Here is a 22,805-nt window from a genome sequence, read left to right as displayed (position 1 = left end):
TCAAGGCTCTCCTGAGCTAGTCGAAGGGCCCGGGGTGACGAGGGTAAGTGCTACTTGTCCGAGCGCAGCAGCGTCGTCGCCGCCAGATGCTCGGCCAGGAACCAGACCTGCGGCTCGCCGGTGCGGATGACGTCGCTGACCAGCAGGTCGTTGGTGCCGTCGTCGCCCGATTCATCCGCCTGCGCCGCACCCTCGTGGCACGCGCGCAGGATCAGCTCGTGCGCTTCGAGCAGCCGGGCGAGCTGGCTCGGCACGTCCTCGCGCCCCTTGGGCGGGCGGGGGATGCGGGTCATCTCGGCGACGTCGGGAGCCATCGCGATGCTGATCCCGCCCAGCGCCATGATCCGTTCGGCGATGGTGTCCACGAGCGCGGCCTGCGCCTCGTAATGCGTGTCGAGCAGCAGGTGGAGCTGGTAGAAGGTCGCGCCCGACATCTGCCAGTGATGCTTCTTGTACATGTCGCGCAGCGTCATGGTGTCGGCCAGGACCTGGTTGAGGATCGCGACGCTCTGCGCGCGCGCATTGTCCTCCAGGGCAATCGGCAGGCTCTTGAGCGTGCCGAAAGGCTGAATTTCGCGATATTCGACCTTGTACTGCGGCTGCGCTTCGGTGGTGGACTTGGCCATGTCGGGGCTCCTGAAGACGTGGTTCGGGGGTGAAGCGCATCAAGGGCGTAATGGTTCTAGGCGGGCGTGCCTTTTTCCGCTTCGGCGATCAGCGCGGCGGCGGCGGGTGTGTTCCATTCATAGGCCCCGGTCATCCGCCAGACCTCCCTGCCGCCTGCGTCGAACAGGATCGTGGTCGGCAGATTGGCTTGGTAGGCGAGGCTGAGGCCAAGCTTGGGGTCGCGATACGCGTCGAGCGTCACGCCGCGCTTCGCCAGGAACGTCGCGACCTTCGACGCATCGAGGTCCTGCGCGACCGCGACGACGCGGACCTTGCCGGATTTGCCAAGAGCGTCGAGCGTCGGCAGCTCCGCGACACACGGGCCGCACCAGGTCGCCCACAGGTTCACCAGCACCGGCTTGCCCGCGAAGGACACGAGCGCGACCGGCTTGCCGTCGGGCGCTTCGAACGCGAGCGCGGGCGCGGACTCGCCCTTGTGGCTCCGGTCGAGCTTGTCCGCGGTCTCTACGGGCGCGCGCTTCACCTCGTCGGCCGCGACCTCGTCGGTGCTCACGACGTTCGCCAGGCCGGGCGCTTGTGCGGGTGCGTCCGATTTCCTATCGCAACCGGCGGCGAAGGCCGCGAGCGGCAGGAGACAGACGATCAGCGGGCGCGACGATAGCGTGGACACGGGCGGCTCCAATGCGATGTGGGGTGGGCGCTTCGCCGAAGGGCCCGCCGCGGTGATGCGCGCGATAAACGCCTCCATCCCCTTCGACAAGCGGCTGTGGCGGCAGGACATCGCCGGATCGAAGGCGCACGTGATGATGTTGGGCGCACAGGGGATCGTCTCGGTCGAGGACGCTGCGGCGATCGATGCGGGGCTCGACCGGGTGGCTGCGGAGTATGCGGCGAACGGGGTGCCCGAGGACCTCGCGCTCGAAGACATCCACATGCAGACCGAAGCGCGCGTCGCCGAGGCGATCGGCCCCGTCGCGGGGCGGCTGCACACCGCGCGGTCACGCAATGACCAGGTCGCGACCGACTTCAAATTGTGGGTGCGCGACGCGACCGACGAGGTGCTGGCGGCGCTCGAAGGCTTTGGCGCGGCATTGCTGGTGCGTGCCGAGCAGCATGCCGCCGACGTGATGCCGGGGTTCACCCACCTGCAATCGGCGCAGCCGGTGACGCTCGGGCATCACATAATGGCCTATCACGAGATGATCGCGCGCGACGTCGGGCGGTTCCGCGATGCCCGGGCGCGGGCGAACCTGTGCCCACTCGGGTCGGCGGCGCTGGCAGGCACGGGCTTCCCGATCGACCGCCATGCGACCGCCGCGGCGCTCGGCTTCGACGGGCCGACACGCAATTCGCTCGACGGGGTCAGCGACCGCGATTTCGCGATCGAATATCTGACCTGCGCGACGCAATGCGCGCTGCATCTGAGCCGGTTGGCGGAGGAGTTCGTGCTGTGGGCGTCGCAGCCGTTCGGGTTCGTCGCGCTCAGCGACCAATGGTCGACCGGCAGCTCGATCATGCCGCAGAAGCGCAACCCCGACGCCGCCGAGCTGGTACGCGGGCATTCGGGGCGGATCATGGGCTGCCTGACCAGCCTTATGGTGACGATGAAGGCCCTGCCGCTCGCCTATTCGAAGGACATGCAGGACGACAAGCCGCCGGTGTTCGAGGCGCACGACCTGCTGGCGCTGTCGATCGCGGCAATGACCGGGATGGTCGAAAGCGCGACGTTCCGCGTAGATCGGATGCGTGCGCTGGCGGAGAGCGGCTATGCGACCGCGACCGACCTGGCGGACTGGCTGGTGCGCGAAGCCGGGCTGCCCTTCCGCGAGGCGCATCATGTCACCGGACGCGCAGTGAAGCGGGCGGAGGAACTGGGCGTCGCGCTCCACGCGGTGCCCTTGGCCGATCTGCAGCGGCTCGACGCGCGCATCGACGAGCGGGTGTACGGGGTGTTGTCGATCGACGCGTCGGTCGCAAGCCGGACCAGTTTCGGCGGCACCGCACCCGCCAACGTGCGCGCGGCGATCGTCGTAGCGCGGGGAGAGACGGCATGAAGCGATACGTTCTGGTCCTGGCGACCGCGCTCGCCGGTTGCGGGTCCGCCGCAGGCCTTGCCCCGCGCGCGGGCGAGTCGCTGCCCGTCGCGCCGCGCGGCGCAAGGGCGACGCCGACCCCGGTCGACCTGCTCACCCCGACCACGCAGCAGCGGCCGCAACGGGGCGACGAATTGCTTCGCAATTCGCAGGAGCGGCGCTCCGATGAATTCGATTTGCCGCCGCCGAACTGACGATGGACCATTTCCACTACCGCGACGGCGTCCTCCATTGCGAGGACGTGGCGCTGCCCGCGATCGCCGAGGCCGTGGGGACGCCGGTGTACGTCTATTCCGCCGCGACTTTTCGCCGCCATGCGCAGGTGTTTCGCGACGGGCTGAGCGGCGTAGGCGCCAAGCACCTCGCCTATGCGATCAAGGCCAATCCCAATCTCGCGGTGCTACGCGTGCTCGCCGACGAGGGCTATGGCGCGGACGTCGTCTCGGGCGGCGAGATGGCGCGCGCGCTGGCGGCGGGAATGCGGCCGGAGGACATCGTGTTTTCCGGCGTCGGCAAGACCCGCGGCGAGCTGGGGTGCGCGCTGGATGCCGGACTCGGCCAGTTCAACCTGGAGCTGGAGGAAGAGGGCGTCGTCCTTGGCTCGCTCGCCGCCGATCGGGGGATGCGAGCGCCCGCGACCCTGCGCGTCAACCCCGACGTCGATGCGGGGACGCACGCCAAGATTTCGACCGGCAAGCGCGAGAACAAGTTCGGGGTGCCGATCGACCAGGCGGCGACGATGTTCGGGCGGCTGGCGGGGGTCGGCGGGTTGGACCTGCGCGGGGTGGCGATCCACATCGGCAGCCAGCTGGCCGACCTCGCGCCGCTGGCGGCGGCGTACCGTCGCATCGGCGCGCTCGTCGCCGAGCTGCGCACGGCGGGCCACGCGATCACGCGCGTCGATCTCGGCGGTGGGCTCGGCGTGCCCTACCGTTCTAGCGACGTGATCCCCTCGCCCGCGGACTATGGCGCGATGGTGGCCGAGGTGACGCGCGATTGGGACGTCGAGCTGATGTTCGAGCCCGGCCGGGTAATCGCGGGCAATGCGGGGGTGCTGCTGACCGAGGTCGTGTGGGTCAAGCCCGGGGTGACCGACCCGTATGTCATCGTCGACGCGGCGATGAACGACCTCGCGCGGCCGGCGCTGTACGACGCGTATCACGACTTCGTCGCGGTGAAGCCTTCGGGTGAGCGGATGGTCGCCAATATCGCGGGTCCGGTGTGCGAGAGCGGCGACACCTTCGCGATGGGGCGCGACATCGACCGCGTCGTTTCCGGCGATCTCGCGGTGTTCCGCACCGCGGGGGCGTATGGCGCGACGATGGCGTCGACCTACAACAGCCGCGCGCTGGTGCCCGAGGTGCTGGTCGACGGCGACCGCTTCGCGGTGGTCGCCGACCGGATCGAGCCCGAGACGATCCTCGCCGCCGAACGCGTGCCCGAATGGTTGATGCCCAAGAACCTGGAAGGATGACGTTGCCCCTTGCGTCGCTTCACAGCCTGCCGCTGTTCGTGCGGCTCGCGGGCCGCGCGGTGATCCTGCTCGGCGATGGCGAGGCGGCCGACGCCAAGCGGCGCTTGCTGGAGCGTGCGGGGGCGGTGGTGTCGGGCGAGGGCGCTGACGCTGCGCTGGCAATCGTCGCGGTCGAGGATGAGGCGACCGCGCACGCCGCCGTTGCGCGGCTGAAGGCGCGCGGGGTGCTGGTCAACGCGGTGGATCGGCCGGCACTGTGCGACTTCACGCTGCCCGCGATCGTCGACCGGGCGCCGGTGCTGGTCGCGATCGGCACCGGAGGCGTATCGGCGGGGTTGGCGGCGGCGTTGCGCCAGCGGCTGGAGGCGATGCTGCCCGCATCGCTCGGGCGGCTGGCGGAGGCGCTCGATGCGGCGCGGACGGCGTTGCGCGAACGCCTGCCCGATGCGATCGAGCGGCGGCGCGCGATCGGGGCTGCACTGGCGGCGGGCGCCGCGCTCGATCCGCTCGGCGACTATGCCGGGCAGGAGGTGGTCGCGCCGATTGCGGCGGGCGCAGCGCCCGCCCGAACCGAGCGGCTCGTGCTGACCTCGCGCGATCCCGACGAGCTGACCCTCCGCCAGGCACGGCTGCTCGCCAACGCCGACCGGGTTGTTCACGGCGCTGACGTGCCACGCGCGATCCTCGACCGGGCGCGGGCGGATGCGGTACGGCTGACCGCGCTGCCCGACAACGCATCCGGGCTGACGCTCGTCGTGGAGATGCAGGGATGACCGGCTTCGCCTTCCACATCGTCGACAGCAAGGCTACCGAAGTGCCGGTCGACGAAGCGCTGTCTCAGGACGCCCCGTTCACCTGGGTCCATCTGGGGACCAATGCGAAGGAGGCGCAGGGCTGGCTGCGCGATACCGCCAAACTGTCGGACTATGTCGTCGACGCGCTGACCGCGACCGAAACGCGGCCGCGGTGCGAAGCGGTGGGCGACGGCGCGTTCCTGAACCTGCGCGGGCGCAGCAAGGTGGAGATCGAATCGTCGGACCTGCTCGCCTCCGTCCGAATCTGGGCGGAGAAGGGCCGGGTGTTCTCGGTCACGCGCAAGCCGATGTTCGCGGTCGGCGCGGTGCGCGGGGACGTCGAACACGGCGAGGTCCGCGATCCCGGCGACCTGATCACCGCCTTCGCGACCGCGATTACCGCCGATCTCGATCCCGAGGTCGCGGGCTTGGGCGACAGCCTCGACGATTGCGAGGAGGGGCTCGACCCCAACCGCGTGTTCGAGCTGCGCCGGGCGGTGACCAAGGTGCGGGTTGCGGCGATCGGCTATCGCCGCTTCATCGCGCCCCAGCGCCAGGCGCTGGAGAAGCTCGCGGCACTGCCCGGCGACTGGCTCCAGGATGACGACCGGCTGCACCTGTCGGGAGCGGCCGACCGCGCGGCACGAATGGCGGAGGAGCTGGAGTCGATCCGCGAACGCGCGACGATCATGCACGAGGCGCTGACCGACCTGCGCGCAGAACAGATCGACAGCCGCTCGCTGGTCATCTCGGTCGCCGCGCTGGTGTTCCTGCCGCTGACCTTCCTGACCGGCTTGTACGGGATGAACGTGAAGGGCTTGCCGTATGCGCAGGCGCCGTGGGCGTTCGACGCGATCGCTGCGCTGTGCATCGTGATCGCGGTGGGAGTGGTCGGCTATTTCGTGCGGCAGCACTGGTTCAGGGGTTAGCGCCGGGACCCTAAGCCGCCCGCGCGGTGCGCCAGGCCGTAGCGATCTCTTCGAGCATCGTGGCGGCGTCGCGGAACGGTGTGGGGTCGTGACCGATCGAGGCTTCGACGACCGTGCGGCGCGCACCGCCGTACAGGCGCGACAGCGTGCCCGAGAGCTCGGGGTTGCTGGCGAAGTCGAGCCCCGCCTCCAACGCGAAGAGGATCGCGGTGGCGCGGGTGACGCGTTCACTCTTGAGCGCCCCCTTGCCGCGTTCGGTGGCGAAGGCAGCGGCGCGCAAGGCCGAGACCAGCTCCTCGTAGAGCAGCTGGACGAGCGCCGGGCCGTCTGCGCCGGTCGTGCGGCCGGCAACGTCGATCCGGCGATAGGTGGCGGCGGCATCGTGCGCGAAGGCGCGGGCGTAGGCCATCAGTTGCTCTTGGTCCAGATCGCGACTTGCTGCTCGATATAGGCCTGCGTGGATTTGTACGCACTGACCGCGGCATTCATCGAGGCATATTGCTTGGTCAGGCGGGTGGTCAGCGACGTCGACTGGTCGGCCACCTTTACCTGGTCGGTGGCGAGCAGAGTCTGTGCCTTGGCGTAGCGCGCGGTCGACGCACCCAGGCCATAGGTGGTGTTGGCGACCTCGGTCGAGAGCGTCTTGAGGACCGCCGACAGCCCCGCCGACGAGTCGGCTGAATAGGCGAACATCGCCTCTACCGCGTCGGGATCGGTTGCGAGCGCGCTGGTGAGCCGGGCGCTCGATACGGCGAGCGTGCCGTCGCGGTTGGTGGTGACGCCGATCGCGGACAGCGTCGCGGGGCTACCCGCCGCACTACCGGGGACAAGCGATTTGAGCGTGATGCCCTGGAGCGACTTGAGGAGCGACTTGGCCGCGGGATCGGCGCGCAACGGGCCGTCGACCGCATTGGTCTGCTCGGTGATGACCGCGAGAACCTGGTTGTAGGTCTCGACGAAGTCGTTGACCGCCTGGGTCAGGCCGTCGGTCGGCCTGGTCGCGCCGAGCGTCACGGGGATGGCCGAGATCTTCGACAGCTGAAGCTTCACGCCCGCGACGAGATCGCCGACGGTGTTACCGGCGCGCTCGACCGCGATGCCGTCGACGGTGAGCTGGGCGTTGAGCGCCTTGCTCGTCAGGTTCGTGGTTGCAGGCGCGGTGTTGCCGTTGCCGTCGTCGAGCGGCGGCATGACGCGGAACTGCGCCATCGTGCCGTCGGGGTCGGTCGTCGCCTCCAGCGTGAACGCCTGGGTGGTGCCGGTCGCGCCCTTAAGCGACAGATACGCTGCGCCGTTCGCGCCGGTGACGACGGTGGCGGTGACGCCTGCCTTGTTCGCGTTGATCGCCGCCGCGATTCCTGCGGGGCCGGAATTGGCGGCGGGGATGTCGACCGTGATCGCCGCGGCGATGCCGGGGGCGAAGTCGGTCATCGACGTTCCGTCGGCGGCGTAGGTCGCGGTGCCCAGGGTGATCTTGAACTGCGCGGGCGCGCTCGACAATGCGGTGGTCGCGGTGGCGACGACGCCGTCCTTGTCGCGGATCGCGCCCGAGGCGGCGGCTTGCGCGGTGGCGAGGCGGCCGACGGCGATGGTGGAGGACAGCGCCAACAGCTTCGCGCCGGGGATCGCCGTTGCGGTGAGGACACCAGTGTCGGAGACGGTCGGCTGGGTCTGGAGCGTGCCGCCCTTGACCAGGGACTCGAGCGCAGTCGCAAATGCGGTAACGGTGCTTTTCAGCGTCGCGACACCGGAAATCTGCTTGGTGAGCGTCTCTGCCTTCGCGGTCAGCGTGCTCGTCTTGGCGGCGAACTGCGCCTGGACGAGGGAGGTGACGAGCGCGGAGGTGTCGATGCCCGAGCCGGTGCCGAGCGAGGTCAGCAGCGATTGCGTCGCGCTGGTGGCGGTGGAGGTCGAGGTCGTGCTGGTGGTCGTCGTCATGCCGGATCCTCGCTGTGCTGTAGAACGGCTGGGCAGCGCGTAAATTTAGCGCAGTTTCGCGCCGTTCTCGTCGAAGCGCGCAGTATCGGGCACGTCGACCGGCGGCAGCGCTGCGTCGACGGCAGCGTTCAGGTTGAAGACGAAGGCGAGCACCGTTGCGATCGCATGGTAGAGGTCGTCGCGAACCTCCTGCCCCTCGCGGCTGGTGTAATAGACCGCGCGGGCGAGGCTCGGATATTCGAGGACGGGAAGCGCGAACTCCGTCGCGAGTTCGCGGATCGCGAGCGCGGTTGCGCCGCGTCCCTTTGCGACCACCACCGGCACCTGATCGCGTCCGCGGTCGTAACGGAGCGCCACCGCAAAATGGGTGGGATTGGTGAGAACGACATGCGCTTCGCTGAGCGCCTTGCGCGGTCCGCCTTGTGCGAGTTCGCGCGCCATAGCGCGCTGGTGCGCCTTGGCTTCGGGCGAGCCTTCGGTCTGCTTGTGCTCGTCCTTGACCTCCTGCTTGGTCATGCGCAGCTTGCCGAGCAGCCGGACGATCTGGATCGGTACGTCGATTCCCGCAATCGCGACGAGCCCTGCGGCCATCGCGATCAGCACCGCGACGAATGTGCCGCCGATCGCGCCCAGAGCGGTTCCTAGATCGGAGGTGGCCAGCCCCATCGATTGTGCGGCGACCTTGCGCAGCATGTAATAGCCGATCGCGCCGAGCAGCACGACCTTGAGCAGCGACTTGCCGAGTTCGATCCAGCCGGTCGGTCCAAAGATGCGTGCGAGTCCCGAAGCCGGGTTGATGCGATTGAACTTAGGGGCCATCAGCCCGCCGTTGAAGCGCAACGAGCCGAGTCCTGCCTGACTGAGGATCGCGGCGACGATCGTGATCGCGAACAGCGAGATCAACGGCGTGGCGAGCCGCCAGCCGGCCTCGATCAGCGGACGCCACGGCGCGAAATCCTCGACGTCGGCATGCGTGAACTGGAAGCTGGCGGACATGATCGCCTTGCACGCGCCGAGCAGCGCGGGGCCGAACGCGGCGATCCACGCGACTCCCGCCATCATCACCAGCGCGGTGCCGAGCTCGCGACTCTTGAGGGTGTCGCCCTTGTCGCGCGCATCGTCCTTGCGCTTCTGGGTTGGGGCTTCGGTCTTGTCGCCGCCCGCCTCCGACATCAGCCGAGCACCAGATTATAGGTGGCGTCGAGCGCTTCGCGGATGATGATGAGCATGTAGTCGCCCATTGCGGGGAAGGCGATCGCGAGCGCTACGACCCCGACCGCCAGCGATGCGGGAAGGCCGACCGCGAACAGGTTCAGTGCGGGCGCAGCGCGGCTCATCATCCCGACGACAAGGTTGAGGCACAGCAGTAGGAAGCCCACCGGGAGCGCGAGCAGCAGCCCGGCGAGAAAGGCATAACCGCCGAACAGCGCGATGTTCTTTAGGCGCGCGGGAGCCATCCACTCACCCGGCGGCATCGCGTCGTAGCTCTTCACCAGCATGTCGACGAGGACGAGGTGACCGTCGACCGAAAGGAAGAGCAGGGTCAGCATGACCGAGAAGAACTGGCCGAGCGCCGGGCTGGGGCGACCGTTCTGCGGGTCGACCGACGACGCGAAGCCGATCCCCATCGCGCCGCCGATCAGCTCGGACGCGACGAGCGGCGCGGCGAACGCGATTTGGAGGACAAAGCCGAGCGCCAGTCCGACGAGCACCTCGGCGGCGACCGCGAGGAAGGTGGCGACGCCGAAGATCTGCGCAGGGGGGACGATCCGGTGCGTGGCGAGTACGAGAAACCCGATTGCGCCCGAGATGCCGATGCGCAAGGGCAGCGGAATGGAGACCGCTCCAAAAACCGGCGCAACGACGAACGCCGCGCCGATGCGGATCATGACGAACACAAGCGCCCAAACCTGGGGCTCGATCGAAAGGCCGAAGCCCAACATTATTTGACGAGTTCGGGAATGCGCTCGAACATGCCGATCGTGAAGTCGCTCAGCAGCCCGAGGATGAGGCTGCCGAAGATCAGGATCGCGAGTGCGACGACGACGAGCTTGGGGACGAAGCTCAAGGTCTGCTCGTTGATCGAGGTCGCGGCCTGGACCATGCCGATCAGCAGGCCCGAGACGAGCACCGGGATCAGGATCGGTGCCGAGGCGAGCGCGAGCACCCACATCGTCTGGTTGGCGACGGTCAGGAAATAATCGGCGTCCATGCGGCTAACTCGCGAAACTGTTGGCCAGACTGCCCATCGTCAGCGCCCAGCCGTCGACGAGGACGAACAGCAGCAGCTTGAACGGCAGCGAGATGATCTGGGGCGAGAGCATCATCATGCCGAGCGCCATCAGGACGGTGGCGACCACCAGGTCGATGACGATGAAGGGCAGAAAGATCAGAAAACCGATCTGAAACGCGGTCTTCAGCTCGCTGGTGATGAAGGCGGGGAGGAGGACCGCATAGGGTACGTCGGTCGGCGTCGCGAACGGGCCGGTCTTGGCCATCTGCGCGAACATCGTCAGATCCTTCTTGCGGGTCTGTTTGGTCATGAAGGCGTGCAAGGGCGCGCCCGCGGCCTGGATCATCTGCGTCCCCGCGATCTGGCCCGCGGCGTAGGGCTGGATGGCCTGCGTGTTCATCTGCTGAATGGTGGGGGCCATGATGAAGAGCGACAGGAACAGCGAAAGCCCGATCAGGACCTGGTTGGGCGGGGTCTGCTGGAGCCCCATCGCCTGGCGCAGGATGGCGAGGACGATGACGATGCGGGTGAAGCTGGTCATCATCAGCAGGATGCCCGGGAGCAGCGTCAGCAGCCCCATGATGATGAGGACTTGCAAGGAAAGCGACAGCGAACCCGATTGGCCGGTGCCGCTCGCCTGCGCCCCGCCGAGCTGGCCGAGCGCGCGGTCGACCGCATCCCCGACGCCGGGAGCCGGAGCCGCTTGCGCAAAGGCGGGGACGGCGACGAGCAGCGCAAGCAGGATCGCGAGGACGATCCAGATCAGGCGACCGCCGGACTGTACGGCGGGAGTCTCGGCTTCGCGGATCAGCGCCGGGCCGGTGCCGAGGCGACGGACAGAACTCATGCGTCGACCTTATCGACCAGGGTGACGCCGCCGCGCCCGACGGACACCAGCAGGCGCCGGCCCTCGAAATCGAGCACCGCGAGGCGCAGGCCTGGCGAGATCATCATCGTTTCCTTGACGGTGACGAGCCGGGTCGCGGTCTTGCCGGGCATGCGGCTTTCGAGGCGGCGCCAGAGATAGAGGCAGCCGATCATCAGCCCGCAGACAAGCGGCAGGAGGATGACGAGCTTGAGGATATAGGACCAGAGCATGTCAGGCGCGCCCGAGCCCGGCCTTATCCGGGCTGACCAGTTCGGTCATACGCACGCCGAAGCGTTCGCCGACGGTCACGACCTCGCCGCGGCCGATCAGCGTGCCGTTGACGAAGACGTCGAGCAGCTCGTTGGCCTGGCGGTCGAGCTCGATCACGCTCGATTCACCGAGCGCGAGCAGCTCGCGCAGGGTGAGCTGGGTCGACCCGATCTCGACGGTCAGCTTGACGTCGACGTCCTGGAGCAGCCGGAAATTGGCGGCAAGGGACGTATCCGCGGTCAGTTCGCCGGTCATGGCGTTCATGAATCTGTTCCTTGATCGAGCGAAGCGAGAGTGGTGAGGCGAATGGCGGCGCGCCCGTTGGAGGTGCCGACGGTGCCCGAGCCGATGCGGTCGCGGCCGACCATCACGGGCACTTCAGGGCCGAAGCTGATCGGGATGACGTCGCCGGGTTTGAGATCCATCAGCAGCGATAGCGCCACTATTGGTTCGGCCAGCACCGAGCGGACGGGAAACTTGACCGCCATTGCCGAGCGGGTCAGCCCGGCGCGCCAAGCGGCGTTAGGCTCGGCGGACTTGCTCACGACCTTACCGGTCAGCGCGGTGCCATGGGGTTTCAGCGCGGCGACCGGGTAGACGAGGTCGACGACGACGGGTTTGGCGGCCCCTGCGGCGATACCGAAGCGAGTGACGATCATTGCGTCGTCGCCATCGATACCGTGCAGCATCGCCGCATTCGCCTCGACCCGCCCGACCGCGAAGTCGATGCGCGCGAGCGGCTCCCAAGCGGTACGCAACGGGGCGGCGATCAGCTCACCGATGCGCGCGACCATCGCCTCGGCGGCGGGGGAGAACTCTGCCGGCAGCGCATTGGGGGCCGCACCGGTCCCGCCGAAGAACAAGTCGAGCAGTTCCAGCACGAACCGGCCGTCGAGGACACACAGCGACTGGCCCTCCCCACCCATCGCCAGCGGCAGCCAGGCGGTCAGCCCGTCGCCGCGTTCGTGGCGGTAATCGGCGAAGCGCTGCACGACGAGCGGCTCGGCAAAGGTGCGGACTTCGGTACGCAGCAGCGGTTCGAACACCCCGCGCAGGGTGCGCGCGAAGCGGGCCGAAAGGTGCTGAAGCGCGTGGAGGTCGCCGAACGGGTTGAGCTTGGCCGCGCCGAACATGCCGTCGTGCGACGCGCCGCCGATCGCGTCGCTGCCGCCGCGCGGACGGGCACGGCGATCATGGGGGCGGAGCGTTGCGGCGGCGTTAACCATGCCTCACTGAACGACGAAACTGGTAAAGTAAGTGTTACTGATCCCGCCGAAACCCTCTTTTTGCTTCAGTGTCGCGTTGATCGAATCGGTCAGCCGCTTCTGGAGCTGCTTCTTGCCCTCCGACGAAAACACCTGGTCCTCGGTGGTGTCGCCGAGCGTCATCAGGATCGCCGAGCGGATCGCGATATCGTTGGTCTTGAGGTTGTCGATGACGGTGTCGTCATAGGCCGTCGACACCGCCAGCCCCATCTGTACGAAATGCACCGAGTCGCGCAGATTCGAGGTGAAGTCCTTCTCCATCGCGTAATAGTTGGAGGCATATTTGTCGCCGCCCTCGCCCGAGGCACCGCGCACTTCTTCGCTCTTGCCCTCCTCGCCCTCGCCACCGCCGCCGCGCTTCTGTTCGTCCTTGGGGACGAGCTTGGGACCCTTGTCCTCCGCCGCGGCATGCCCGCCCGCCATCGCGCCGCCGGCGTACATCCCGCCAGCGATGCCGCCGCCGATCAGCACGATGCCGCCGATTGCCATCACGACGATCTTGCCCTTCTTGCCCTTCTTCTTGGGCGCGTCTTCGATCTTGTCGGCCATGTCTCAAGTCCTTGATCGGGTCAGGCGACCCGGGTGGTTGCGGGTTCGGGTTCGTCGTCGCGCGCTGCCTTGGCAGGTGCGGTGGAAAGGCGAGCGGGTTGCGGAACAGGCTGGCGCTGCGCGTTCCCGTCCGTTCCTGCGCCGACGCTCGCCTGTCCGAGCTTGAGCCCGCGCGCTTCGGCGAGTTCGGTGAGCCGCGGCTGAGCGTCGTTCAGCAGCGTGCGCGTCGCGGCCTGTTCGGCGGCGAAGTGGACGTGAACGACGTCACCCTCGCGCCGCACCGACACGTCGATGGCGCCGAGCTTTTCGGGCAGGAGGCGGATGCTGGTGCTCGCCGCATCGGCGGCGGCGCTCGCGGCGTCGCGCAGCGCCTCGATCCGGTCGACCATCGCATGCGGCCAGCGATGATCGGCCATGTCGAGCGACGCGCCGTCGGAAGGCGCGACGGGAAGCGCGGCGCGGACCGGGTCGGTCGCGGCGACCGGCGGCGGCGCGAGCGAGTCCTCTGCGCGCTCGTCACGGCGCGCGGCGTGGATCGCCTCGGCGAACAGACGGAACGCGGGGGCAGTCGCGCCCGCGGCGATCATCGGGGCTTGCCCGCTGGGCAAAGCGACAAGGGTGACAGGTGCGGGCGAACGGGCATCGGCATCGTTGTGCGGCGTGTCGACGGAGCGAGCCGGGGTGGACGTCGCCTCGGCGAGGCGGATTGGCTCGTTCCCGGGCGCAGCGGGGCGTGGCGGCGCTGGTTGGGTCACCGGCGCCGGACCGCCCGTCGCCGAGTGGCGTAGATCGGCGGCCAGCAAGGATTCGCCGCGGAGCGCCGGCGCGACCGTAGCCGTCGATCCCTGCAACCTCACGGTATCCTTCAAGGCGGACAGGGCCGGGCCGGCCGGTGAGAGCGTGGCGGCGGACCCCGTCGCTATGGGTCGGCCCGGTGCGGGCGCGATGGTCGCGGATGCGGCCGTTGCAAGCCGCGAGGCCATGGGCGCAGCCGGTGATGGCGCGCCATCGATGACCTGCGCCGACTTCGACGGCACCGAGGCGGTCGCGGAATCGTTTGCGGGTGGAGTCGGAATGGGCGACGGCGCGCGCTTCGCTTTGTCCAGGTCCGGCGCAAAAGTCATCGGCGGATCGTTCGGCGAGCGTTCTGCCGGTTGAACTGGCGGCGCACCGGAGTTCGCCGCGTGCTGCTCGCCGATCGCGATGGACGCGACGCTCGCTGCGAGCTTCGCTGCGCCCCCCCTGGAATGATCGCCGGTATCGGTGGGTCGAGTCGCCGCCGGATCGGCCTGCACCTCGCGCGGAGTCGAGCTCGCGACTGGTGCGCGTGGGGTACCGGGAATCGCGGCAGTCACGCTGGCGCTCGGCGCTCCAGAAGGCGAAAGAGGCTTGGACGCAGCCGGTGTAGGCATCGTCGGCAATGCGGCGGCCTCGGTCGGCATCGGTGGTAGACTGGCGTGCTGCGGCTTGGCCGTCGGCGCCAAGAGGCCGCGCGGCGTGATCGCTGGACCGTCGCGGGTGGGAGCCGGCGAAGCGGATGCGGTCGCGGGCGGCCCGGCGAGTGCTTCGGGTAAGACAGGCGCGCGGACCAGAACCGGCGTCGGCAGAGTGGTTATGGGCGTGGGCTCCTTCCCATCCCGGGGCGGGTGGTCGTTCTTTGGTTCCGGAATGCCCTGTGACCGGATCTTGCTTTCGGGGCAGCGGAGCGTCGTTGCGCGACGCGCGGCGGGAGCAACGTGATCTGCGCGAGACGGCAACGTAGGCGCGGTCTGCACCGCATCGTCGGATGGCGCGGGAGCATCGGCGAGCGGCGGCACCGCTTCGGCGGCGATCGGGTGGGCGTAAGCCGCCCGCACGGGATCGTCGCCATGGATCGCTGCCGGGGATCGCACTTCTTCCGGCAGTGTTTCAGCGGGAAGCGTCGATGTCGAGGCCGGTTTCAAGCCGCTGGTCGAACCGGTCGCGTCGGGCAGACCGGCTGCCGGGACCGTAGCGGGGCCGGGGCGCTCTGCGGCGAAGACTACCTGGAGCCTTGACGGGCTGTCGGGCGCATCGGTGCGAGCGGACTCGGGCGCAGACGGCGTCGGGATCGTTGTTGCGGCGAAATCCGCCCGTGCGGGCGTCGCGATCGGCAGGAAGCTGTCAGGGGCGTCGATGGTTTCTTCTACGCTCGGCGTGGCGGCGACCGGCTCCATGCCGAGGTCGATCGTTGCCGGAGCGGCGCTCACCGGCGCAACCGGAACCGACGGCAACGGCTTGCCGGGGGCGGCAGCCACCTGCCCGCCTATGTCGATCATTGTGGCGAGCGACAGCGCGAACGCCGCCGCGTCTCCGCTCGCCGCGGGTGCGGCGGGGAAGAGTAGGAAGGGTCGGGATATGGCGGCGGTGGGGATCATTAGGGAGCTTGGAGCCTAGACGCATCGGTTTCACCGATGCGCTCAGCAAGGATCGTGCCGGATTTTGCGCGTCGGCGCGGCGTTCTGGAGATCGCGGAGTTCGCGCAAGGCCAGATCGGCGTCGGCGCGCGCGATCAGCTTTTCGACTGCGACCTGGTCGCGGTGCGCGGCCTTGGTGTTTTTGCTCGCCTGGACCGACTGGAAGCGCGCGGTGCGGACGCGCGAGTCCGCGGCTTCGGCGGACTGGAGCAGACGTTCGCGGTAGTGGGCGGAAGCGGCGAAGCTGAAGCCTGCGCCATTGCTCGGAGCTACCGCGGCGGCGAGGGTAGCGATGCGGTCGGCGAGCTGGGTCTCGCTGGTTACGCGATCGAGCGCGCGCATCTCCTCCGCGCGGACGAGACCGAGCTGCAATGTGCGGACGCGGTGGATGCGCGTCAGCTTGCGCTTGTCAGGCATCGCCAAAGACGCCGCACAGTTCCTCGACCGCATCCGCCAGCGTGACGCTCGCGTCCGCATCCTGGCGGACATATTCCATAATGGCGGGGTGATAGGCGATGGCGGCGTCGATCGCCGGATCTGCACCCGCCCGGTACGCGCCCATCAGCACGAGGTCGCGGTTCTCTTCGTAGGTCGCGAGATGGCGGCGCAGCGTGCGTGCCGCGAGCGCATGCACGCGCGGCACGATGTCGTTCATCACCCGGCTGACCGACGGGCCGACGTCGATTGCGGGATAGACGCCGCGCTCGGCGAGCGCGCGGGAGAGGACGATGTGGCCGTCGAGGATCGAGCGGGCGGAGTCGACGACGGGGTCGTTGCCGTCGTCGCCGTCCGCCAGCACGGTGTAGATTGCTGTGATCGAACCGGTTCCGTGCGCGTCCGATCCTGCGCGTTCGATGAGGTTGGGGAGCATGGCGATGGCGCTGGGCGGATAGCCGCGCGCGCTGGCGGGTTCGCCGAGGGCGAGACCGATCTCGCGGCCCGCATGCGCGACGCGGGTGAGCGAGTCCATGATGAGCAGAACCTTCTTGCCCTCGTCGCGAAAGGCTTCGGCGATGGCGGTGGCGCGCAAGGCTCCCCGAATGCGCAGGACCGGGGAATGGTTGGCGGGGACCGCAACGACGACCGAGCGGGTGCGCGCTTCGCCCGCGACCTTGGTTTCGAGGAAATCGGCGACTTCGCGGGAGCGTTCGCCGATCAGGCCGATGACGACGACGTCGGCCTCAGCCGCGCGGACCATCATGCCGAGCAGCACCGACTTGCCGACGCCGGAGCCCGCCATGATGCCGACGCGCTGGCCCTGGCCGATGGTGAGAAGCCCGTTGATCGCGCGAACGCCGACGTCCATCGGTTCGCGCACCCGGCCACGATCGAGCGGCGACTGAAGCTTGCCTGCGAGGGGCCAGCGGCCGGCGCCGCGGATAGGACCGAGCCCGTCGATCGGCTTGCCCGCGCCATCGACGACGCGCCCCAGCATCGCCGCACCGACCTCCGCTTCGCCCGGCGCGCCGATCGGGCGCACGGGCGCGCGGGGGAGCAGCGGCGCGGGGCCGCCAAGGTTCATCATGATCGTGCGGCCGTTGCGGAAGCCGATCACCTCCGCTTCGACCCCCGACGCCGCATCGCCAACCCGGCAGACGGTGCCGACGGGAAGGGTCAGGCCGATCGCCTCCATCAGCAGCCCGTCGAATGACGACAAGCGCCCGGAGACCTTCGGCGCAGGCGCGAAATTCGTGTTGGCAAGGCCGTCGAGATACTCCGACGTGAACCGGTTCAGCATTTGGGAACCGGGACCTTGTCGATCGCGCGGGCGAGCTGTTCGAGCCAGAGCTCGGGGCCGTCCTCGACGAGCGTGGATGCCGATTCGAGAACGAAGCTGCCGCGCGCGACGTGCGCATCGCCGATCGCGAACACGGTGGCGGGCAGGCGGCCTTCGAGCAGCGCGACATCGTCGGGGTGGACGCGCAGCATCGCCGATTCGCTCGCGTCGGCCAGGCAGTCCGACGCCGCCTCGATCCGCGCGGCGAGGATGTCCGGCGCAATGCCGACCTCGCCGACCAAGCGGGTGACGAGGTGGAGGACGGTGGTGCGCAGCTGTTCGGCGATGCGGTCGCGGTCGAACCTTGTGCCCGCACCCAACCCTTCGGCGAGCCCGGCGAGTAAATCGCGGTCGCGCGCTGCGAGGGTTTCGGCCTCCGCCTTGGCAGCGGCGAGGCCCTCGGCATAGCCGGCGGCATGTGCGGCGATCAGCGGGTCGAGGTGGTCGTTGGTCCCCGCATCGCAGGCGAGCGGGTCCCAGCCCTCGGTCGGGTTGCTGTCGCGATCAGCGGGGCTGAAGTGGCGCGGGCGTGGGGCGGCGTCGCCCTGCGGAGAGAAGGACACGGGGCCGCTCCGGCGCACGACCATGTCGGTGGCGACGAAGCCCGGCGCGGGCGCGAACGCCTGCGCCAGCATCGTGGCGGCCATGTCGTGACGCGCGGCGAACCCTGCGACGAACGCGTTTCCTGGGGCGAATGGCGGCTCAGACATAATCGTCCTCGCCGCCGCCCATCTGGATGGTGCCGTCCTTGGCGAGCGCGCGCGCGGTCTGGATCATCGCCTTCTGGGCTTCGAGGACTTCGGACATCTTCATCGGCCCGCGCGCCTCCATTTCGTCGCGGATGCCGTCGGCGGCGCGCGCCGACATGCAGCCGAGAATGCGGTTGCGCGCCGCCTCGTCGACGCCCTTCAGCGCCCGCGTGAGAATGTCGCCGTCGATGTTGCGGATCAGCGTGCCCAAATTCTTGTCGTCCATGTCGAGGAGGTTGTCGAAGACGAACATCTGCTCCTCGATGGCGCGCGCGACCTCCTTGTCGATCTTGAACAGCTTGGGCATCACCCGCTGCTCGGTCGCCTTGCGCGCGCCTTGGAGAATTTTTGCGGCCTCGCGGGTGCCGCCGAGCGTGACGCCCTGCGACTTGGCGCCGCCGTGCGCGCGGTTGGCGAGCATCTGCTTCAACGTCTCGACCGCCTCGGGGGTGATCGGGCCGAGGCGGGCTACGCGGTGGAGGATTTCGGGCTGGATCGCGTCGGGGAGAAGTTCGAGCACCTGCCCCGCGACGGCGGGATCGAGATTGGCGATCAGCACCGCGGCGATCTGCGGATGCTCCTTCTCGATCATCGCAGCAATCTCGGTCGCGTCGAGCCAGTCGAGCAGCTCGATCTCGCACGCGGCTTCGGGCGGGATGATCCGCGCGAGGACGCTGTCGGCCTTTTCGGGGCCGAGCGCGCGGTTCATCACCGCCTCGATGCGCGGACGGGGATCGAAGCCGATGTCGGTCCTTGCGCGGGCGCGGCCGACGAAATCGTCGAGGACGTCCTCGACCTCCTGCTCGCTGACGTCGGCGACCTTGAACATCGCCGCGCCCAATTGGCGCACTTCCTCGGGCTCCAGTTTCTGGAGAATGGTCGCGGCCTCTTCCTCGCCGACGAGCATCATCAGCACCGCGGCGCGCTCGACGCCGGTGTACGAGCGTGCTCCGGGAACGGGGAGCAGCTCGCTCATGCGCCCTCCGACTTGATCATGTCACGGACCGCGAGTGCGGCGCGCGCCGGGTTATCGCGGGTGAAGCCGCGAACCGCGCCGATCCGCTGGTCGTAGCCACGAGTGGTCTCGAGCTGGTCGAGCGTCACCGGCGCGCCCACGGTGGGGGTGTCGACGTTGGCCGCTGCACCGATCGCGGGCGAGTCGGGGAGCGGGGTCGCGTCCTCGCGCTTCTTCATCAGCGCTTTGGCAAGGGGGCGGACGCCGAGGAACAGGACGAGCAGCGCGATGAGGATCGCGGTGGCGTTGCGTGCGAGTACCGGCAGCCAGGCGTTGTCGTACCATTTGGCGGTGTCGGGGATTGCGTCCGCCCCGGCGAACTTGCGGCTGATCACCGTTACGTTGTCGTTGCGGCCCTGGTCGAAGCCGACCGCGCTCTTCACGAGATCGCTGATCTGCTGGATTTCGTTCTGCGACCGTCGACCCTTGTCGGGATCGCGCAGGAGGACCGCGACCGACAGGCGCTTGACGCCGCCGGGCGCGCCACGCGTCACCGACACTTCACGACCCAGATCGTAGGCGCGCTGGAAGGTGTCCGACTGCTTGGCGGGATCTGGCGCAGCGGCCCCCGCGGCGGGCGTGCCGGGGTTGCCGGTCGCGGCCTGCGGTTGCTGGAGCGTGCTGGCGGGCGGCGGCGTGTTCGACAAGGCACCGGGAATGCCGCCGGGGGTCGCCGCGGTCTTGAGGTCGCCGGTCCAGTTTCCGGTCTCGGCGCGCAGCACGCCGGCCTTGTCATAGCTCTCGCGAGTCGCCTGGACTTCGCTGAGGTCGACGTCGGCCTGAACCTCGGCGGTGAAATTGCCTTGCCCGACCAAGGGGGTCAGCAGCTGGACGAGCTGGGTGCGGTATTTGTCCTCCAGCCGCCGCTGAAACTCGATGCGTTCGTCGGAGCCGTCGCCGCCGCGCCCGCCGGGCTTGGTAAGGAGGCCGCCCGACTGGTCGACAATGGTGACGCCGTCGGGTTTCATGCCGGGCACCGACGATGCGGTGAGATTGACGATCGACTGGACCTGCGAGTCGCTGAGAGAGCGTCCGGCGTTCAGCTTGACGATGACCGATGCCGAGGGCGCGGCGCTGTCGCGGACGAACACCGAAGCCTCGGGGGTGGCGAGATGGACGCGCGCCTCGGCAACCGCGTCGATCTCCTCGATCGAGCGCGCAAGCTCGGTCTCGCGCGCCTGGCGAAGGCGTTCGCCCTCGACCGCACGGGACACGCCCATCGGCACTTGGTCCAGGATCGCATAGCCGCCCGGCGCCTGCTTGGGCAGGTTCTGGCCCGCCAGCAGCATCTTGGCCTTGGCGTAATCTTCTTCGCCGACGGTCAGCGCGCCGGTGCCGTTGTCGATGCGGCTCGGGATACTCGCCTGGTCGAGCGCGGCGGTGACCGCCTGCTTGTCGGCGTCGGCCAGCCCGGCGAACAGCGTCTTTTGCGTGGGCGTCGATAGCGACATCCACGCGAGCGCGGCCGCCGCGATCAGGCCGATCATCAGCGCCATCGGCGCCGAACGGCGCACCGCGGGCTGCGCCATGACGCCCTTCAGCTGCATCAGCGGATTGGCGAAGCGTTCCGGCGATGGGGGAGTAGTCGTGAGCGCGTTCATGTCAGACCGGCATGCTCATGATGTCCTTGTAGGCGGCAAGGAGCTTGTTGCGGACCTGGAGCGTGGCTTCGAAGCCGACCGACGCCTGCTGGCGCGCGAGCATCACCTTGGCGATGTCGACCGTCTCGCCGCGCTCGTAGCTTTCCGAGAGTTTCGATGCCTGCTGCTGGCCATCGTTGACCGACTTGAGCGCGGTGTCGAGCGTGTCGGCGAAGCTGCTCGGCTGGGTCGACGTGACCGGCGCAGGCGAGGACGCCGCCTCGCTCGCGCTTTTCAGCGCCTGGTTGCGTTCCAGGATCTGCGCGCGAAGCTGCATCACCCGGTCGACGCTCATCGCGCCGCCGACACCCGAGATGCTCATGCCGATGCCGCCCAGCTATGCGGCGCATCGATCTCTTCGCCCTGCTCGCGCGCCTTGGCGAGGCGGTAGCGGAGCGTGCGTTCGGAGATGCCGAGGCGCTTGGCGGTCTCGATCCGGCTGCCGCCACATTGGCGCAGCGTCTCGCGGATGGCGGCGAATTCGCTCATCTGGACGACCTTGCCCAAGGTGGCGGGGCCCCCGGCTTCGTCGTTGGCGAAGGCCCGGACCGGCGCGGACGGGCGGTCGAAGACGATGTGCTGCGCGTCGATCGTGTCGCCGCCCGCGAACAGCAGCGCGCGCTGGACGACGTTCTCCAATTCGCGGACGTTGCCGGGCCAGTCGTGCGCCTGGAGCAGCGCGATCGCCTCGCGCGAAGGCCAAGGAATCGTTGCGCGGCTGCCCGCATGGCGCAGGATCATCGTCGCGGCGAGCGCGGGGATGTCGTCGCGGCGCTCGGCGAGCGGCTTGGTGGTGAGTGGGAACACCGACAGGCGGTAATAGAGGTCGGCGCGGAAGCGGCCCGCGGCGACTTCGCCCTGGAGGTCGCGGTTGGCGCAGGCGATGACGCGGACGTCGACCGATTGCGGCACGCTTGCGCCGAGCGGCACGACTTCGCGTTCCTGGAGGACGCGGAGCAGCTTGGCCTGAAGGTTGAGCGGCATTTCGGCGATCTCGTCGAGCAGCAGGGTGCCCCCGTCAGCGGCGCGGAAGAAGCCTTCGCCCCCCGACGACGCGCCGGTGAAGGCGCCCTTCTGGTGGCCGAACAGCAGCGCTTCGAGCATCGATTCGGGGAGCGCGGCGCAGTTGATCGCGATGAACGGCTTGTCCGCACGGGGCGAATGATTGTGGATGTAGCGCGCGAGCACTTCCTTGCCGGTCCCGGTCGGGCCATTGACCAGCACGGTGATGTCGGCCCCGGCGACTCGCTCGGCCAGCGCGAACAGCGCCAGCGTCTCGGGATCGGCGGCGGTGGGCGATTCGGGCCCGGCGAGCAGCGCGCGGGCAAAGGCGTTGCCGACGCCTGAGTCGTCGCTGCCGAAGGTGACGCGCGCCGGGTTGCCGTCGCGGAACGGAACCACCTGCCGTCCTTCTTCGCCGATCACCAGGGTGCGCGCCGACAGCGGCACATACTCGCCGTGCGCGACCAGGAACAGGTCGCCCGCGGCCGGTTTGACGCCGTCGCCGATGCTCAGCCCTTGCGTCTGCAACGACGACAGCAGGGCGTAGCGGCGGGCCTTGATCGTATCGGAAGCATGGACTGAACGCATCGTGTTTCCTTTGTACAAACGATGCATTGCCCGGCCGCTGGTTAACGCTGCGTAAAATTGCAGGCGGCCCGGCAAATGTTGTCCGGGCGCGGGATCGCGCGCGCGCGAGGCCCGCACGAGGCCTGCGATTTTTACCTTAAAGTTCCGGGATATCGGCCGTTCCTTGGTGCAGCGGCTCGGCCCTTCGCTCTGGGGGCGGCGGGGATCGCTGTAGAACGGAGATTATCCATGACTGTTATCGGAACGAACGTCTCGGCGCTCCGCGCCGCGAATGCGTCGAGCATGGCTTCCATGTCGCTCTCGACCACGATGGAGCGCCTGTCCACCGGCAAGCGCATCAACTCGGCGAAGGACGACGCCGCCGGCCTGGCCATCGCGAGCCGCATGACCAGCGCGGTCAAGTCGATGGCGGTTGCGGTCCGCAACGCCAACGACGGCATCTCGATGGCGCAGACCGCCGAAGGCGCGCTGGAAGAGGTCGGCAACATGCTGCAGCGGATGCGCGAGCTGACCGTCCAGTCGAAGAACGGCACCTATTCGACCACCGACCTGTCCAACA

At 68.7% G+C, this 22,805-nt stretch carries 26 protein-coding genes and 1 pseudogene; 7 read left to right on the top strand and 20 right to left on the bottom strand.

The window, feature by feature from the left end; translation table 11 throughout:
- Positions 1-50: 50 nt before the first annotated feature.
- Together ACE5C1_RS11335 and ACE5C1_RS11330 are read right to left on the bottom strand one after the other, a co-directional pair.
- Positions 51-626, bottom strand: coding sequence for a Dps family protein (locus ACE5C1_RS11335; protein WP_374944182.1), 576 nt, complete (start codon positions 624-626; stop codon positions 51-53).
- Positions 627-682: 56 nt separating this feature from the next.
- Positions 683-1,297: a TlpA family protein disulfide reductase gene (locus ACE5C1_RS11330; RefSeq protein WP_374944181.1), complete on the bottom strand. Its 615-nt coding sequence runs from the start codon at positions 1,295-1,297 to the stop codon at positions 683-685.
- Positions 1,298-1,313: 16 nt separating this feature from the next.
- Between ACE5C1_RS11330 and argH the strand changes: the two genes are divergently transcribed.
- The 5 genes from argH to ACE5C1_RS11305 are packed head-to-tail and all read left to right on the top strand — an operon-like array spanning position 1,314 to position 5,917.
- Positions 1,314-2,681: an argininosuccinate lyase gene (gene argH, locus ACE5C1_RS11325; protein ID WP_374944225.1), complete on the top strand. Its 1,368-nt coding sequence runs from the start codon at positions 1,314-1,316 to the stop codon at positions 2,679-2,681.
- Positions 2,678-2,914 (top strand): hypothetical protein, encoded by a 237-nt coding sequence (locus ACE5C1_RS11320; RefSeq protein ID WP_374944180.1) that lies wholly within the window; start codon positions 2,678-2,680, stop codon positions 2,912-2,914. Before argH ends, ACE5C1_RS11320 begins: the two co-directional genes overlap by 4 nt.
- A 2-nt stretch (positions 2,915-2,916) precedes the next feature.
- Positions 2,917-4,194: a diaminopimelate decarboxylase gene (gene lysA / locus ACE5C1_RS11315; RefSeq protein ID WP_374944179.1), complete on the top strand. Its 1,278-nt coding sequence runs from the start codon at positions 2,917-2,919 to the stop codon at positions 4,192-4,194.
- Positions 4,191-4,967: an NAD(P)-dependent oxidoreductase gene (locus ACE5C1_RS11310; protein ID WP_374944178.1), complete on the top strand. Its 777-nt coding sequence runs from the start codon at positions 4,191-4,193 to the stop codon at positions 4,965-4,967. Before lysA ends, ACE5C1_RS11310 begins: the two co-directional genes overlap by 4 nt.
- Complete coding sequence (locus ACE5C1_RS11305; RefSeq protein ID WP_374944177.1) at positions 4,964-5,917, top strand: zinc transporter ZntB; 954 nt, start codon at positions 4,964-4,966, stop codon at positions 5,915-5,917. Before ACE5C1_RS11310 ends, ACE5C1_RS11305 begins: the two co-directional genes overlap by 4 nt.
- Positions 5,918-5,927: 10 nt before the next feature.
- Here the strand turns inward: ACE5C1_RS11305 and ACE5C1_RS11300 are convergent, their stop codons facing one another.
- From ACE5C1_RS11300 to ACE5C1_RS11250, 11 genes are read right to left on the bottom strand one after another with little or no spacing between them, the layout of a single operon-like run.
- Complete coding sequence (locus ACE5C1_RS11300; RefSeq protein ID WP_374944176.1) at positions 5,928-6,326, bottom strand: flagellar protein FliS; 399 nt, start codon at positions 6,324-6,326, stop codon at positions 5,928-5,930.
- Entirely contained in the window at positions 6,326-7,855 is a 1,530-nt protein-coding gene (gene fliD / locus ACE5C1_RS11295; protein WP_374944175.1) for a flagellar filament capping protein FliD, read from the bottom strand. The genes ACE5C1_RS11300 and fliD overlap by 1 nt, the downstream gene beginning before the upstream one ends.
- 45 nt (positions 7,856-7,900) lie before the next feature.
- Positions 7,901-9,028: a flagellar biosynthesis protein FlhB gene (locus ACE5C1_RS11290; RefSeq protein WP_374944174.1), complete on the bottom strand. Its 1,128-nt coding sequence runs from the start codon at positions 9,026-9,028 to the stop codon at positions 7,901-7,903.
- The gene (gene fliR / locus ACE5C1_RS11285) at positions 9,028-9,798 is read right to left on the bottom strand and encodes a flagellar biosynthetic protein FliR (RefSeq protein WP_374944173.1); all 771 of its coding nucleotides are present in this window, start codon (positions 9,796-9,798) and stop codon (positions 9,028-9,030) included. Before fliR ends, ACE5C1_RS11290 begins: the two co-directional genes overlap by 1 nt.
- The gene (fliQ, locus tag ACE5C1_RS11280) at positions 9,798-10,067 is read right to left on the bottom strand and encodes a flagellar biosynthesis protein FliQ (protein WP_374944172.1); all 270 of its coding nucleotides are present in this window, start codon (positions 10,065-10,067) and stop codon (positions 9,798-9,800) included. Before fliQ ends, fliR begins: the two co-directional genes overlap by 1 nt.
- A 4-nt stretch (positions 10,068-10,071) precedes the next feature.
- The gene (fliP, locus tag ACE5C1_RS11275) at positions 10,072-10,935 is read right to left on the bottom strand and encodes a flagellar type III secretion system pore protein FliP (protein WP_374944171.1); all 864 of its coding nucleotides are present in this window, start codon (positions 10,933-10,935) and stop codon (positions 10,072-10,074) included.
- Positions 10,932-11,186 carry a flagellar biosynthetic protein FliO gene (locus ACE5C1_RS11270; RefSeq protein WP_374944170.1) on the bottom strand — a complete coding sequence of 85 codons (255 nt, stop codon included), beginning with the start codon at positions 11,184-11,186 and terminating at the stop codon, positions 10,932-10,934. Before ACE5C1_RS11270 ends, fliP begins: the two co-directional genes overlap by 4 nt.
- A gap of 1 nt (position 11,187) precedes the next feature.
- Positions 11,188-11,490, bottom strand: a complete 303-nt coding sequence (gene fliN, locus ACE5C1_RS11265; RefSeq protein WP_374944169.1) for a flagellar motor switch protein FliN — start codon at positions 11,488-11,490, stop codon at positions 11,188-11,190.
- Positions 11,487-12,452, bottom strand: a complete 966-nt coding sequence (locus ACE5C1_RS11260; protein WP_374944168.1) for a flagellar motor switch protein FliM — start codon at positions 12,450-12,452, stop codon at positions 11,487-11,489. The genes fliN and ACE5C1_RS11260 overlap by 4 nt, the downstream gene beginning before the upstream one ends.
- A gap of 3 nt (positions 12,453-12,455) precedes the next feature.
- Complete coding sequence (fliL, locus tag ACE5C1_RS11255) at positions 12,456-13,040, bottom strand: flagellar basal body-associated protein FliL (RefSeq protein ID WP_374944167.1); 585 nt, start codon at positions 13,038-13,040, stop codon at positions 12,456-12,458.
- A 20-nt stretch (positions 13,041-13,060) separates the two neighbouring features.
- Positions 13,061-13,891: a flagellar hook-length control protein FliK gene (locus ACE5C1_RS11250; protein WP_374944166.1), complete on the bottom strand. Its 831-nt coding sequence runs from the start codon at positions 13,889-13,891 to the stop codon at positions 13,061-13,063.
- Positions 13,892-13,985: 94 nt separating this feature from the next.
- Here ACE5C1_RS11250 and ACE5C1_RS11245 point away from each other — a divergent pair, with 94 nt between their 5' ends.
- Positions 13,986-14,198, top strand: coding sequence for a hypothetical protein (locus tag ACE5C1_RS11245; RefSeq protein WP_374944165.1), 213 nt, complete (start codon positions 13,986-13,988; stop codon positions 14,196-14,198).
- A 1,280-nt stretch (positions 14,199-15,478) separates the two neighbouring features.
- Here the strand turns inward: ACE5C1_RS11245 and ACE5C1_RS11240 are convergent.
- From ACE5C1_RS11240 to ACE5C1_RS11210, 7 genes are read right to left on the bottom strand one after another with little or no spacing between them, the layout of a single operon-like run.
- A complete protein-coding gene (locus tag ACE5C1_RS11240; protein WP_374944164.1) occupies positions 15,479-15,892 on the bottom strand; it encodes a hypothetical protein in 414 nt (137 codons plus the stop codon).
- On the bottom strand, positions 15,885-17,213 hold the full coding sequence (locus ACE5C1_RS11235) for a FliI/YscN family ATPase (protein WP_374944163.1): 1,329 nt from the start codon (positions 17,211-17,213) through the stop codon (positions 15,885-15,887). The genes ACE5C1_RS11240 and ACE5C1_RS11235 overlap by 8 nt, the downstream gene beginning before the upstream one ends.
- Complete coding sequence (locus tag ACE5C1_RS11230) at positions 17,207-17,962, bottom strand: FliH/SctL family protein (protein ID WP_374944162.1); 756 nt, start codon at positions 17,960-17,962, stop codon at positions 17,207-17,209. Before ACE5C1_RS11230 ends, ACE5C1_RS11235 begins: the two co-directional genes overlap by 7 nt.
- Complete coding sequence (gene fliG, locus ACE5C1_RS11225; protein ID WP_374944161.1) at positions 17,955-18,977, bottom strand: flagellar motor switch protein FliG; 1,023 nt, start codon at positions 18,975-18,977, stop codon at positions 17,955-17,957. The genes ACE5C1_RS11230 and fliG overlap by 8 nt, the downstream gene beginning before the upstream one ends.
- A complete protein-coding gene (fliF, locus tag ACE5C1_RS11220) occupies positions 18,974-20,617 on the bottom strand; it encodes a flagellar basal-body MS-ring/collar protein FliF (protein WP_374944160.1) in 1,644 nt (547 codons plus the stop codon). Before fliF ends, fliG begins: the two co-directional genes overlap by 4 nt.
- A 1-nt stretch (position 20,618) precedes the next feature.
- Complete coding sequence (gene fliE, locus ACE5C1_RS11215; protein ID WP_374944159.1) at positions 20,619-20,978, bottom strand: flagellar hook-basal body complex protein FliE; 360 nt, start codon at positions 20,976-20,978, stop codon at positions 20,619-20,621.
- Positions 20,975-22,246, bottom strand: a complete 1,272-nt coding sequence (locus ACE5C1_RS11210) for a sigma-54 interaction domain-containing protein (RefSeq protein WP_374944158.1) — start codon at positions 22,244-22,246, stop codon at positions 20,975-20,977. Before ACE5C1_RS11210 ends, fliE begins: the two co-directional genes overlap by 4 nt.
- 228 nt (positions 22,247-22,474) lie before the next feature.
- On the opposite strand from ACE5C1_RS11210, the pseudogene ACE5C1_RS11205 reads away from it, so the two are divergent.
- Positions 22,475-22,805 (top strand): annotated as a pseudogene (locus ACE5C1_RS11205) (flagellin protein FlaA); the annotation flags it as partial.

Source organism: Sphingomonas sp. (genome assembly GCF_964263785.1).
Lineage (GTDB): Bacteria > Pseudomonadota > Alphaproteobacteria > Sphingomonadales > Sphingomonadaceae > Sphingomonas.
Note: the sequence above shows the minus strand (reverse complement) of the source record. Positions and strands in the feature narration are given on the sequence as shown.